This window comes from Acinetobacter apis (assembly GCF_900197575.1).
GTDB lineage: Bacteria > Pseudomonadota > Gammaproteobacteria > Pseudomonadales > Moraxellaceae > Acinetobacter > Acinetobacter apis.
In genome coordinates this window covers 155,178-169,385 of sequence record NZ_FZLN01000001.1, presented here as the reverse complement: position 1 = coordinate 169,385, position 14,208 = coordinate 155,178, and the positions used below count along the sequence as shown (strand labels likewise).

Annotated in this window: 12 protein-coding genes; 7 read left to right on the top strand and 5 right to left on the bottom strand. The window is 38.6% G+C overall.

Annotated elements, in window-relative coordinates; genetic code table 11:
- Positions 1–2: 2 nt before the first annotated feature.
- Together ftsH and rlmE are read right to left on the bottom strand one after the other, a co-directional pair.
- Positions 3–1,895 (bottom strand): ATP-dependent zinc metalloprotease FtsH, encoded by a 1,893-nt coding sequence (gene ftsH / locus CFY84_RS00730; RefSeq protein ID WP_088822242.1) that lies wholly within the window; start codon positions 1,893–1,895, stop codon positions 3–5.
- Positions 1,896–2,042: 147 nt separating this feature from the next.
- A complete protein-coding gene (gene rlmE / locus CFY84_RS00725; protein ID WP_088822241.1) occupies positions 2,043–2,681 on the bottom strand; it encodes a 23S rRNA (uridine(2552)-2'-O)-methyltransferase RlmE in 639 nt (212 codons plus the stop codon).
- Between the two features lie 339 nt (positions 2,682–3,020).
- Between rlmE and yhbY the strand changes: the two genes are divergently transcribed.
- From yhbY to greA, 5 genes are all read left to right on the top strand, one after another.
- A complete protein-coding gene (gene yhbY, locus CFY84_RS00720; RefSeq protein WP_088822240.1) occupies positions 3,021–3,344 on the top strand; it encodes a ribosome assembly RNA-binding protein YhbY in 324 nt (107 codons plus the stop codon).
- 8 nt (positions 3,345–3,352) lie between these two features.
- Positions 3,353–3,886, top strand: a complete 534-nt coding sequence (locus tag CFY84_RS00715) for a DOMON domain-containing protein (protein WP_088822239.1) — start codon at positions 3,353–3,355, stop codon at positions 3,884–3,886.
- A gap of 215 nt (positions 3,887–4,101) precedes the next feature.
- Positions 4,102–5,241, top strand: coding sequence for a glutamine-hydrolyzing carbamoyl-phosphate synthase small subunit (gene carA, locus CFY84_RS00710; RefSeq protein WP_088822238.1), 1,140 nt, complete (start codon positions 4,102–4,104; stop codon positions 5,239–5,241).
- Positions 5,242–5,257: 16 nt separating this feature from the next.
- A complete protein-coding gene (carB, locus tag CFY84_RS00705) occupies positions 5,258–8,491 on the top strand; it encodes a carbamoyl-phosphate synthase large subunit (RefSeq protein ID WP_088822237.1) in 3,234 nt (1,077 codons plus the stop codon).
- Between the two features lie 91 nt (positions 8,492–8,582).
- Positions 8,583–9,059, top strand: coding sequence for a transcription elongation factor GreA (greA, locus tag CFY84_RS00700; protein WP_088822236.1), 477 nt, complete (start codon positions 8,583–8,585; stop codon positions 9,057–9,059).
- A 590-nt stretch (positions 9,060–9,649) separates the two neighbouring features.
- On the opposite strand, the gene CFY84_RS00690 is transcribed toward greA, so the two are convergent.
- The 3 genes from CFY84_RS00690 to CFY84_RS00680 form a co-directional block, all read right to left on the bottom strand.
- Positions 9,650–10,144 (bottom strand): BLUF domain-containing protein, encoded by a 495-nt coding sequence (locus tag CFY84_RS00690; protein ID WP_088822234.1) that lies wholly within the window; start codon positions 10,142–10,144, stop codon positions 9,650–9,652.
- 399 nt (positions 10,145–10,543) lie between these two features.
- On the bottom strand, positions 10,544–11,071 hold the full coding sequence (locus CFY84_RS00685) for a YecA/YgfB family protein (protein WP_088822233.1): 528 nt from the start codon (positions 11,069–11,071) through the stop codon (positions 10,544–10,546).
- A gap of 83 nt (positions 11,072–11,154) precedes the next feature.
- Complete coding sequence (locus CFY84_RS00680; RefSeq protein ID WP_088822232.1) at positions 11,155–11,361, bottom strand: PA3496 family putative envelope integrity protein; 207 nt, start codon at positions 11,359–11,361, stop codon at positions 11,155–11,157.
- A gap of 547 nt (positions 11,362–11,908) precedes the next feature.
- Between CFY84_RS00680 and rpoD the strand changes: the two genes are divergently transcribed.
- Entirely contained in the window at positions 11,909–13,822 is a 1,914-nt protein-coding gene (gene rpoD, locus CFY84_RS00675; RefSeq protein ID WP_265734647.1) for an RNA polymerase sigma factor RpoD, read from the top strand.
- 74 nt (positions 13,823–13,896) lie between these two features.
- On the top strand, positions 13,897–14,184 hold the full coding sequence (locus tag CFY84_RS00670) for a YbeD family protein (RefSeq protein WP_088822230.1): 288 nt from the start codon (positions 13,897–13,899) through the stop codon (positions 14,182–14,184).
- Positions 14,185–14,208 lie beyond the last annotated feature (24 nt).

Genomic DNA, 14,208 nt, shown 5'->3' with positions numbered 1-14,208 from the left:
GTTTAACTCATTGCAGGCAATGGTGGTGGTGTTGAAGGACCATCTTTAGGTGGTTCATTCGACACTGGATTTTCCGCAACATAGACTTTAGGTGGTCTTGGTTCGCGACCTTCCATAATGTCTATCACTTGATCGCGGTCAATCGTTTCCCATTCCATAAGCGCTTTTACCATAACATGCGCTTTATCACGATTTTGATCTAAGATGTCCCATGCAACTTTATATTGCTCATCTAAGATACGACGGATTTCAGCATCAACTTGTTGTTGTGTTGATTCAGAAATAGAGCGACTTGACATGCTACCTAAATATGATTGCTGACTGTCATCTTCATAAACCATTACACCAAGCTTATCTGACATGCCATATTTAGTAACCATTGATCTTGCCATTTTAGTTGCACGCTCAAAGTCATTTGATGCGCCAGTCGACTGCTGATTAATAAAAATCTCTTCAGCGATACGACCACCAAATAAAATCGAAATATCATTAAGCATTTTTGTTTTGTAGAGACTGACTTGGTCACGCTCTGGCAACTGCCATGTCACACCCAATGCCCAACCACGTGGCATGATGGTTACTTTATGCACAGGATCTGATCCTGGCAATGCTTCAGCAACAATCGCATGTCCTGCTTCATGATATGCAGTTGCACTACGTTCTTCATCACGAATGATCATTGATTTACGCTCAGGACCCATATAAATCTTGTCTTTCGCGTCTTCAAAGTCATGCATGTCTACTGTGTTCTTATTACGACGTGCAGCAAATAAGGCAGCTTCATTCACAAGGTTTGCAAGCTCTGCACCAGAAAAACCAGGTGTGCCTCGTGCCAATACTTTGGTATCTACACTAGTCACAGATGGAAGTTTTTTCAGGTGAACCCCTAAAATTTGCTCACGACCATTAATATCAGGTAACCCAACCATAACTTGGCGGTCAAAACGTCCAGGACGGAGCAATGCTTTATCTAAAACATCAGCACGGTTTGTTGCAGCAATGACAATAATTCCTTCATTCCCTTCAAAACCATCCATTTCCACCAACATTTGGTTTAATGTTTGCTCACGCTCATCATGACCACCGCCTGTACCTGAACCACGATGACGACCAACTGCATCAATCTCATCAATGAAGATAATACATGGCGCATGACGTTTAGCTTGTTCAAACATATCACGTACACGAGATGCACCTACACCGACAAACATTTCAACAAAGTCAGAACCTGAAATACTAAAGAACGGAACTTTGGCTTCGCCAGCAATCGCTTTTGCAAGCAATGTTTTACCTGTACCTGGTGGTCCAACCATTAATACGCCTTTAGGAATTGATGCCCCTAAACGCTTAAATTTGGTTGGATCTCTTAAGAAATCGACAATTTCTACAACTTCTTGTTTTGCTTCATCACAACCTGCAACATCTTTAAAATTAATTTTTATTTGGTCTTCTGCAAGCATTTTTGCTTTTGACTTACCAAAGCTCATGGGACCATTTTTACCGCCTGCTCCACCGCCCATGTTGCGCATGAAAAACATGAATAAAAGAATGATTAATAAGACTGGAAAGCTTGCAATCAAAAGTTGCATTAATACGCCTTGGCGCTGAGGTGCTGTACCCTCAACAATTACACTGTTTTTAATCAAACCTGGCATGAGTTCAGGATCCTGTACCGCAGGACGGATCGTTTCAAAACCTGAACCATTCTTTTTCTCGCCAGTGATTTTTTCGCCATCAATCGTGACTTGCTTAATTTGGCCTGCATGGACCGCAGAAACAAACTCAGAATAGTTCATTTGCGATGGTTTGTTGTGATCACTGATGTTGCTAAAAATTAAAATTAGCACTCCAAGTATCACAAGCCACAACACGGCGTTTTTAAAGAGATCGCTCAAAGCTTTATTCCCATATCATCAATCTAGTTTGATCATCACCTTTTGATTCGGTTCAGACCCTTCACAAAAGTGAGTGATTACACTCAATACCCTGAAATTGTAACCTTGCACAATTTTACCGACTTGGCAAGTTACCATTTATAAACTTTATTTCATACGTTGACCAATCAAAAAAACTTCTTTCGATCGCGCACGAGACGCTTCTGGTTTTATTGTCTTTAAAACTTGAAACGAATCGACGACTTGTTTACGAAATTCATCAAATCCTGAACCTTGGAACACTTTAACGACAAACTGTCCGTTTGGTCCGAGTACCTTCTGTGCAAAGTCTAATGCCAATTCACATAGGTAAATCTGACGAGGTTGGTCAACTGCTCTGTTCCCTGATGTATTGGGGGCCATATCTGAAATTACAATGTCTACTTGTCTACCATTTAAAATATTTAGCAAATTTTCGAAAACTTCTTCTTCACGGAAGTCACCTTGTAAAAACGTCACATCGGGCAAAGCATCCATTTCTAAAATATCAGATGCAATAACAAGACCTTTTGATCCAACCAATTTACCTGCGATTTGCGACCAACTGCCTGGTGCAGCACCTAAATCAACAACGGTCATGCCGGGTTTGATGAGCTTATATTTTTCTTGGATTTCAAGAAGTTTATAAGCTGCTCTCGCACGATAACCTTCTTTTTGTGCTTTTTTCACAAAGTGGTCATCTAAATGCTCTCTCATCCACGCACGGCTACTTTTGGAAAGCTTTTGATTCGTAATGCGTGTTGCCATAACTATTAAAAAATCACAAAATAATTATGTCATTGTACGCAAAAAATGAAACAGTTGCAGTAAGGAACTACATAAGTCTGCATAAGTTTTTTTGATTGCGTCTATCGGTAATCTAAAATATTTATAAATATAACAACAAAATGCCTACACAGTGACTATACACAGTATCGCTTTAAATCAGTTTGCTTGTTTATTAATTGGTCTCATCGCAATCTAGCACATTTTATGTCAAAAGATAAATAAACATTTATGCGATAAACAGCAACATCATCCTGTTTGTTTATACATTGGCAAGTAACTTTGTTATACTTTTAGGCTTCTATTATATTAGGTTGATCCATGGCTTCTTTATCTACTCAAGAAAGCAAACGTTTGCGTCAAATTGGTCACGCGCTTAATCCAGTGATTCTCATTGGCGCGCAAGGCCTGACAGAAAATGTGATTGAAGAAACAATACGCGCACTTAAAGATCATGAACTCATCAAAGTTAAAGTTGCTGGTGAAGATCGTGAAATCCGTGCACAAGTGATTGAGGAAATTGCCGAGCAAACGCGCTCAGCCGTTGTACACAAAATTGGTAAAGTTGTTTTGCTATACAAGAAATCTGCAGAACAAAACCAAAAACTGTCTAATCTTGTTCGCTATGCACATTTGTCGAACTAACAGCAGTTATGGCAAGTTATGAATTAGTCCCGTTCCAACGCTTTGATCAAGTCATGATTGTTGCTGCCATAGAACAGCAATCTACTTTGATTAATGTTGGATTTTGGGTCAAAGATCCGGCTAAACGCATTATTTGGCCAACCCAAAAGTCTGATCAAATACGAGAAGATTTTCTTTGGGAAAAAACCTGTTTTGAAATTTTTATCGGTATCCGTCATCAAGATGGTTATCGCGAAGTGAACCTTTCTCCGACAGAGTCGTGGCAAGCTTACCACTTCGAAGAGTATCGTTATCCTGATACTTCTCCCCCACAAGTCGCTTATGATATTGAATTGGTGGAACTCAAAAGAACGGCATATGGCATCAACACAATTATTGATATCCAGCCGTTTTTATCAGAGCATCAAGTTTCAATGTCAGATATATACCTTGGCTTGTCGGCTGTTTTAAATACAGATGAGGGTAATGTATACTATGCAATACAACACAGTGGACTAACTGCTGATTTTCACAATAAGCGAGATTGGTTACATCAACTTTGATGTAAACAACGCTTGCTTCATCAAAATGATCTCTAAACATATTCGTCTATTTGAAATAGATGACACATATTACTAAATTACGTGGACTTCTTTTTGTAATATGCGTACAATATGTTTTTAAGTTACAAGCGAGCAGACCTCCTTAAATCGGGCAAAAGGCCCCTTTCATTTTGGTTTACTCGCTTTTTTACAGCTTAAAAATCAGGAGCTTCACCTTGAGCACTCCCGCCATTTTAGCCCTTGCTGATGGAACCGTATTTCACGGACAATCTATTGGTGCCGAGGGATCGACGACTGGAGAAGTCGTATTTAATACAGCCATGACTGGCTATCAAGAGATATTGACTGATCCAAGCTATGCACAACAGCTTGTTACGTTGACATATCCTCATATCGGTAATACTGGCTGTAATACTGAAGATGCTGAATCTGGACGCATTCAAAAAGTCTGGGCAAGCGGTCTAATTATTCGTGATTTGCCTTTACTTTACAGTAACTTCCGAGCAGAGTTATCTCTAGATGAATACTTAAAGCAACAAAATATTGTCGCTATTTCAGATATTGACACTCGAAAACTGACACGTATTTTACGTGATAAAGGTGCTCAAAATGGTTGCATTTTGGCAGGTGACAACATCACTGCTGAAGATGCAATTGCTAAAGCGCGAGCTTTTGGTGGTCTAGACGGTTTAGATTTAGCCAAAGTGTCTTGTGATCCAAAAGGCTTTGAATGGACAGAAGGTTCATGGGCATTGGGTCAAGGCTTTACAAAACCTGAATTAAAATACCATGTTGTGGCATATGACTACGGTGTAAAAACCAATATCTTACGCTTACTTGCAGATCGTGGCTGTAAACTTACTGTTGTACCTGCAGAAACTTCAGCAAAAGATGTTTTAGCACTCAATCCAGATGGTATTTTCCTGTCCAATGGCCCAGGTGATCCAGCAGCATGTGACTATGCGATTGAAGCGGTAAAAACATTGGTTGATACCACTGAGATTCCTGTATTTGGTATTTGTCTTGGGCATCAACTTCTTGCCTTAGCATCAGGCGCTCAAACTGTAAAAATGAACCATGGACACCATGGTGCAAACCATCCTGTAAAAAACACTGAAGATGGTACTGTGATGATTACATCGCAAAACCATGGCTTTGCGGTTGATGAAAAGACGTTACCACCGTTCTTAAAAACCACGCATATCTCATTATTTGATGGCACCTTGCAAGGGATTCATCGTACAGATAAGCCTGCATTTAGCTTCCAAGGCCACCCAGAAGCAAGTCCAGGTCCACATGACTGTGCCCCACTGTTTGATCATTTCATTGAATTGATTGAAGCATCTAAAAAATAATTGAGGAGCGAAAATAATGCCTAAACGTACGGATATTAAAAGCATCTTAATTATTGGTGCTGGTCCAATTGTAATTGGTCAAGCATGTGAGTTTGATTACTCAGGTGCACAAGCATGTAAAGCACTTCGTGAAGAAGGCTTTCGCGTCATCTTGGTGAACTCAAACCCTGCAACCATTATGACTGATCCGTCTATGGCGGATGCAACCTATATTGAACCAATTACTTGGCAAACTGTTGAACGGATTATTGAAAAAGAACGTCCAGATGCAGTCTTACCAACCATGGGCGGACAAACTGCCCTAAACTGTGCGCTTGATCTTGATAAACACGGTATTTTAACAAAATACAATGTTGAATTGATTGGCGCGAGTAAAGATGCTATTGAAAAAGCAGAAGATCGTAAGCTGTTTGACCAAGCCATGAAAAAAATTGGTCTTGAATGCCCACGCGCTGCAGTTGCTGAAACGATGCAAGAGGCGCTAGATATTCAAGCTGGCTTTGGCTTCCCTGTCATTATCCGTCCATCGTTCACAATGGGTGGTTCAGGTGGTGGTATTGCCTATAACAGAGAAGAGTTTTTAGAAATCTGTGAACGCGGTTTTGAATTATCGCCAACACACCAACTATTAATTGATGAGTCATTGATTGGTTGGAAAGAGTATGAAATGGAAGTTGTTCGTGACAAAAACGACAACTGTATTATTGTCTGCTCAATTGAAAACTTTGATCCGATGGGCGTACACACAGGTGACTCCATTACGGTAGCGCCTGCACAAACGCTAACGGATAAAGAATATCAATACATGCGTAATGCTTCGATTGCAGTTTTACGTGAAATTGGTGTTGAAACAGGTGGTTCAAACGTCCAGTTTGGTATTAATCCTGTCGATGGCCGCATGGTGGTCATTGAAATGAATCCACGTGTATCGCGTTCATCAGCACTTGCATCAAAAGCAACTGGTTTTCCGATTGCAAAAATTGCAGCAAAATTGGCTGTAGGTTACACACTAGATGAGCTAAGTAATGATATTACAGGCGGTATTACGCCTGCTTCATTTGAGCCATCAATTGACTATGTTGTGACTAAAATCCCTCGCTTTAATTTTGAGAAATTTCCACAAGCTGAGCCTGTGTTAACCACTCAAATGAAGTCAGTTGGTGAAGTCATGTCAATTGGACGTAACTTCCAAGAGTCATTACATAAAGCATTACGTGGCTTAGAAGTGGGTGCATGTGGTTTTGATGAAAAAATCGAGCCTGGCATTCCAAATGCAAAAGATAAAATCTTATTAGAACTTAAAGTGCCTGGTCCTGATCGTATTTGGTACATTGCTGATGCATTTCGTCATGGCTTTAGTCTAGATGATATTTTCGAAGCCACCAAAATTGACCGCTGGTTCTTGGTGCAAATTGAAGACATCATTAAAACTGAAGAACATATCAAAACGCTTGGCTTTAGCGATCTAACTGCAGCTAATATTCGCGGATTTAAACGTAAAGGCTTATCTGATTTACGTATTGCTCATTTAATGGGAATCTCCCAAAAGCAATTTCGTAAACACCGCTGGAGCTTAAATGTTTATCCAGTGTATAAGCGTGTTGATACATGTGCTGCGGAATTTAAATCAAATACTGCTTACATGTATTCAACATATGATGAAGAATGTGAAGCTGAACCAACATCTAAACAAAAAATCATGATTTTAGGTGGTGGTCCAAACCGTATTGGTCAAGGCATTGAGTTTGACTATTGCTGTGTACATGCTGCACTTGCAATGCGCGAAGATGGTTATGAAACCATCATGGTGAACTGTAACCCTGAAACGGTTTCAACAGATTATGACACTTCTGACCGTTTGTATTTTGAACCAATTACCCTTGAAGATGTTCTAGAAATTATTCGTAAAGAAAATCCAAAAGGCGTCATTGTACAATACGGTGGTCAAACACCTTTGAAACTTGCACGTGCATTAGAAGAAGCAGGCACACCAATTATTGGTACATCACCTGATGCGATTGACCGTGCAGAAGATCGTGAACGTTTTCAACAAATGATTCAGCGTTTGCAATTGCGTCAACCAAACAACAGCATTGTAAAATCTGCTGAAGAAGGTATTGCAGAAGCTGCTCAAGTGGGCTATCCACTTGTGGTGCGTCCATCATATGTACTTGGTGGTCGTGCAATGGAAATTGTATACAACCAAGAAGAGCTTAAACGTTACCTTCGTGAAGCTGTGAATGCATCAAATGAATCACCTGTTCTATTGGATCACTTCTTGAATTCAGCGATTGAAGTCGATGTTGACTGTATTTCTGATGGTAAAAATGTTGTGATTGGTGGCATCATGCAACATATTGAAGAAGCTGGTATCCACTCTGGTGACTCAGCATGTTCAATTCCGCCATATTCTCTGACGAAAGACATTCAAGATGAAATGCGTCGTCAAACCATCGCAATGGCTAAAGAATTGGGTGTTGTCGGGCTCATGAACGTACAGTTTGCTGTCAAAGGACAAGATGTTTATGTCTTAGAAGTGAATCCACGTGCTTCACGTACTGTGCCTTTTGTGTCGAAATGTATTGGTGTATCTTTAGCAAAAATTGCTGCACGATGCATGGCAGGCATTAGTCTTGAAGATCAAGGCTTTACACAAGAAATTATCCCAACTCATTTCTCTGTAAAAGAAGCTGTTTTCCCATTTGCGAAATTCCAAGGCGTAGATCCAATGCTAGGCCCTGAAATGAAGTCAACTGGTGAAGTCATGGGTGTTGGTAAAACCTTTGGTGAAGCATTCTATAAAGCAGTATTGGGTTCAAATGAGCGCTTACCTGGCTTACCAACGCCAGGTGAAACCAAATATGCCTTTTTATCTGTTCGCGAATCAGATAAAAAAGACATTATTCATGTCGCAGAACAATTGATCCATTATGGATTTAAATTGGTTGCTACAGACGGTACACATAAAGTGATTACACAAGCAGGTTTTGCAGCTGAACGTGTAAATAAAGTCACTGAAGGACGCCCACATGTGGTTGACCGCTTGAAAAATGGTGAAATACACCTTATTGTTAATACCACTGAAGGAAAGCAAGCTCAATTTGATTCTGCTGCAATCCGTCGTGCAGCATTACAAGGTAAAGTATATTACACCACCACAATCAGCGGTGCAGAAGCAGTGTGTCAAGCATTTGCTGTGAAACTACCAATGGATGTTTATCGTTTACAAGACTTAACTGTTGTAAGTTAATCCACTTTTCCGAAAGGTCCTACCACCTCTTCGGTGGTGGGATTTTTTATTTTTTAATACCTACTTATTTTTTTAATTTTGGAGGGACGACATGCAACGTTACCCTATGACTCCTGAAGGCAAACATGCTTTAGAAACTGAGCTTAAACAACTAAAAACTGTTGAACGCCCTCGAATTATTCAAGCGATTGCAGAAGCTCGCGAACATGGTGATTTAAAAGAAAATGCGGAATACCATGCTGCACGTGAACAACAAGGCTTCTGTGAAGGTCGTATACAAGACATTGAAGCAAAGCTTGGTGCAGCTCAAGTGATTGATGTACAGGATCTTGAGAAAACAGGTCGTGTCGTATTTGGCGTGACTGTGACGATAGAAAATCTAGACACTGAAGAACAAAAAACCTATAAAATTGTAGGTGATGATGAAGCAGACTTCAAAATCAATAAAATTTCTGTGAATTCACCTATTGCTCGTGGTTTATTGGGTAAAGGACAAGACGACGAAGTAAAAATTACAACACCTCAAGGTGAAGTAGAATACGAAATTGTTAACGTGCAGTACATTTAAATATAATTAAGGCGCATGATCACATCAAGCGCCTTTTTTGTGTAAAAAAATAACGTATATTTTAAAGTCAACAACCCATCGAAATTTCTAATTAAAAAAAACTAAAATTAGCGTGATGCAATCAATTGTTGATGTCTTGTAACATCAAAAACATCACAGATTAACGGCTAAGGATGATTTATTTAGCCTATAACTGCAATGCATTATTTGCTATAAAAAAGCAATCTCCTCTCCCGTTGTGAGCTGCTATGAAAAAAGGATTTTTTTCAGCAATTTTAGTTCTTACGCTATCCCCTTGTGTATCTTATGCAAATCAAATTGATTTTAAAGGCAATATCGTAGAATACACCTGTGACATGTCAAGTGACAAAGACCAAACTAAATGTGCTCTAAAAATTTCAGAAACTGAAACAAAGTCCATCGAGCCATTAATCGCTGGAAGTCAATCTACTACACAGATTTTGATGCTGACATATCATTGATAGCAATGGAGGCTCATTATTCTCTTTTTATTCATAATTTATTATTTATTCAAATGATCATATTCATTGAAAATAAGTACAGTTATCACAACGACCTGTGAATAAACTTTAAGAGCTCAAATAGCCACTATAGCCACGGCGGTAGCCTTTAGGACTTTGTTGCTGATTATCTTCATCGCTCTTGTTAATCACACTATTTTCTTTCGTTAATAGTATTTTTAATAGCCCATCCACTTCATATTCTTTTAGTTCAGTTGGCTGAAAAAAAGGATAGTTTCGCTCTTTGAAAAAAAGATCGATTTCTTTCTTTTCTTGCACATACTTCATTGACCAATCATGAAATGTGGTTTCTAAAATAGTTTCTTGGCTAAGTATTTTAACATTGGTATGGCGTGTATCCTGGCTGATGCAATTGAACAGCTTTTCTACATCTGCCTTTTCGCCTTCTAAGCATTGAAAAAACGAACCACGTGCATAATACAATACACCGCAAACATTGTTGGCGCGGTTGCGTCGGATCGATGTTGCTAATAAATCACTCAAATCTTTTAATAAATCTTGGTGATCTATTCGGTTACTCGCATAACATAGTCGAATTAGCATAACTTTGCCTAAAATAAAATAACCCGATAATACAAGAGAAAAACTTACACTCTCTTACCCTTAGCAAGGCTAACACAGCATATTACGTCAATTGCAAATAGCAAAAGTAAACATAAAGCGCGATACAAAATATGAGATTGTTAGCGCCCTATACTTCTCTGTGACTAAAAATATCAAATTTCTATCTAAGAAATCAACTATTAAATTACATGCTTTCGTAAACAACAATAGTTTTGTGACAGATTATTCAAAAATAAAATATTTAGATCAATCAGCTATAACACATTCATTATGCAGGTGATTATTTAAGCAAACCAACATTGAATATGGAACAAAGCACACCTCACTATACTTGAGCAATAAACTCACCTGATCATGATATGATGTGCAATATCTAAATTACGATGCGTTTGGTGTATGATACATCAAATATAATTCATTTAAATTGCTTGGAATTTCTTCTGCAATCTCATCCATCAGCTGACCATTTCGTCTGAATGATTCCATTTGCGGGTCTTCTTCATCTACACCGCTAAATACCATCATTGGCAATGTTAAGTCGACCAACTGCTCTTCAAACTCAGGCGTAAACCACGCCTCTTCATTTAAGAACATGGCATCCACAAAACCTACTGACCAATCCCCTAAACTAGACTCTGTATCTGCCTCTTCAATTTCGAAAGGAAACTCGATCCCATCTTCATTCGACATGTTTTGGCGAATGTCAGCCAACCAAAGTTTGATTTGCTCTGCGATGTCTTGAGGAATTTTTTTATGGTGATCATCAAACAATGCTTCAAACCATGTTTTAAACTCAGGACCAACAGCAATTGCACTTAAAAAGCCATGGGTTGCTGCGAAATCTAAACCATACTCGTTGTCTTCGCCATCTAAATAACTTTCTAGAAGATCTAAATTTAAGCTCATTGTATTTTACTCTTTAATTTGTATTCATTTCACGAAAGCTAAAATCGTGCAGATTGGTTGATGCAACAAAACCATGTCTTTGATCAGTCGTCTTCATCATCATCGAAATCGTCATCAAAATCGTAATCAAACTCTTTTAATTCACGTTCTAATCGTCTTTGTGCTAATAGTTCATCAATTAAACGACGTTTTTCGAGTGACTCTTTCGCACTTACTATTTTACTTGATGAGTCATCAAAGCTGATATCATCATCATAGTCATCATCTAACTCAAAATCTGTAGAAGACACTCAACTACACCTCAATAAATTAATTATCTAGCCGCTATTTATCTCTGTTCAAAGCGTTTGTCAATCTTTTATAAGCTTTAATTTGCATTTCCAATAATCAAACATTTTTTTTTAAGGTTTATTGACTACTTATAGCGCAAAATATAAAAATCATTCATGACAAATGCAATTTATTCTTATATTGTATATAAAAATACCTAAAGACAAACTTTAGCGAGTATAGGGTGGTTTTAGCAACTAAATATGACATGTTCATTAAATATTTTTTGATCCAATATATTTATAAGTCGTTAAAATTTTCTTTATCAAATAACAGCAGCTTTACTGATCAAAGCACTTTCACAGTATATTTCAAATGACAGAAAGATCAGATTTACGCCCTTGAATTATCCTTGAAAAAAAAAATATTGACCTTATATAGATAAAACATTGCATTTTAGACATGATTTTTGTGAGTAATATAGGCATTGATGTTCAATGCAAAAGCCAATTTCTTCAAAAACAAGAAAACAAAATCATGCTATAATCAAAGAATTCACTGCCACAGATTCAATTAAAGAGTAAGCATAAGATGAGCGATATGAAATCCCCTACTTCCCAAGTAGCGGCTCTGATTAGCCGAGGCAAAGAACAAGGCTATCTAACTTACGCTGAGGTTAACGATCATCTCCCGGACTCAATTACCGAAAGCGAACAGATTGAAGATATCATTCAGATGCTTAATGATGTCGGTATCCCTGTGCATGATCGTGCACCTGAGAATGATGACACAGTATTTGGTGAGTCTGCTGACTCTGGTGATGAAATTGCAGAAGAAGAAGCCGCTGCTGTTTTAGCCTCCGTTGAAAGTGAGCCTGGTCGTACAACTGACCCTGTTCGTATGTATATGCGTGAAATGGGTACGGTAGAATTACTTACACGTGAAGGCGAAATTAGCATTGCAAAGCGTATTGAAGAAGGCATACGTGATGTCTTGCATTCAATTGCTTATTGGCCGAACGCGGTTGAAGTAGTTTTAAAAGAATACCAAGATTATACCAATGGCGAACGCCGCCTTGCTGATATTTTATCAGGCTATCTTGATCCTGAAACCAATGAAGAAATTCCTGAAGTTTTAGATGAAGAAACCATTTTAGAAAACGAAAATGTAGCGTCGAAAAAAGCCAAAGATGTTAAGCTTGATGACGAAGAAGATGAAGATGAAGAAGAATCAAGTGATTCTGATGATTCTGAAGGCGAATCAGGTCCAGATCCTGAAATTGCGAAAGTACGCTTCACTGAGTTAGAGCAAGTGTGGGCAGTGACCAAAGATACCATTGCAAAACATGGTCGCGTATCACCACAAACTGATGAAGCACTGCAAAACCTTGCTGCTGTGTTCATGATGTTCAAATTTACACCGCGCTTATTTGAACTGATTTCAAATATGATTCGTGGCACACATGAACAAATTCGTCAATCTGAACGTGAAATCATGCGTTATACACTGCGCCGCGGCCGTATGGATCGTACTCAGTTCAGAACAACGTTCCCAGGACAAGAGTCTAATCCTGCTTGGCTTGATCAACAGATTGAACAAACCCCTGCAGAAATGCGTGGTTATTTAGAAAAAGTTCGTCCTGATGTATTGGCGTTCCAACAAAAAATTGCTGATATTGAACAAGATTTAGGTTTAAAAGTTACTGAAATCAAAGATATTTCTAAGCGTATGGCTGTCGGCGAAGCTAAAGCACGTCGCGCTAAGAAAGAAATGGTTGAAGCCAACTTACGTCTAGTGATCTCAATTGCGAAGAAATATACCAACCGTGGTTTACAATTCTTGGATCTTATCCAAGAAGGTAATATTGGTTTAATGAAAGCGGTAGACAAATTTGAATACCGTCGTGGTTATAAGTTCTCAACCTATGCAACATGGTGGATTCGCCAAGCCATTACACGTTCTATTGCAGACCAAGCACGTACCATTCGTATTCCTGTACATATGATTGAAACGATTAATAAAATTAATCGTGTATCTCGTCAGTTATTGCAAGAAATGGGACGTGAGCCAACACCAGAAGAACTTGGTGAACGCTTAGAAATGGATGAGGTGAAAGTACGTAAAGTCCTCAAAATCGCAAAAGAGCCAATCTCTATGGAAACACCAATTGGTGATGATGAAGATTCGCACTTAGGTGATTTTATTGAAGACTCAAACATTACATCACCTGTTGATGCAGCAACATCTGAAGGCTTAAAAGAAGCTACACGTGATGTGTTAGAGAATCTTACTGAACGTGAAGCGAAAGTCCTTAAAATGCGCTTTGGTATTGATATGCCAACAGACCATACTTTAGAAGAAGTTGGTAAACAGTTTGATGTTACACGTGAGCGTATTCGTCAAATTGAAGCAAAAGCATTACGTAAATTACGTCATCCATCACGTTCAGAGCATTTACGTTCTTTCCTTGAAAATGACTAATCTTTCGCTTTAAACCATAATTTAGTCTTTAACGCCTGCAATATTGCAGGCGTTTCAATCATTATGAGGTATTTATGTTAGACCGTACTCCATCTAGAGAATTACGCGAAGACCTTTGGGTATTTCCAATGGACTATCCAATTAAACTGATTGGTCTTGCAGGTGAACCACTTAGAGTTGCTGTAACTGATATTTTAGTGAAGCACTTTCCTGAATTTGACCCTGAAAGCTTATCTGTTCAACCATCGAAAACAGGAAAATATCATTCTCTGACAGCACAATTGCGTTTTGATGAGTTAGAACAAGTACACCAACTATATGCTGATTTGGCGGCTTGTCCTTTAATCAAAACCGCACTATAGTTAAGAGCCAGATATTTTATCTGG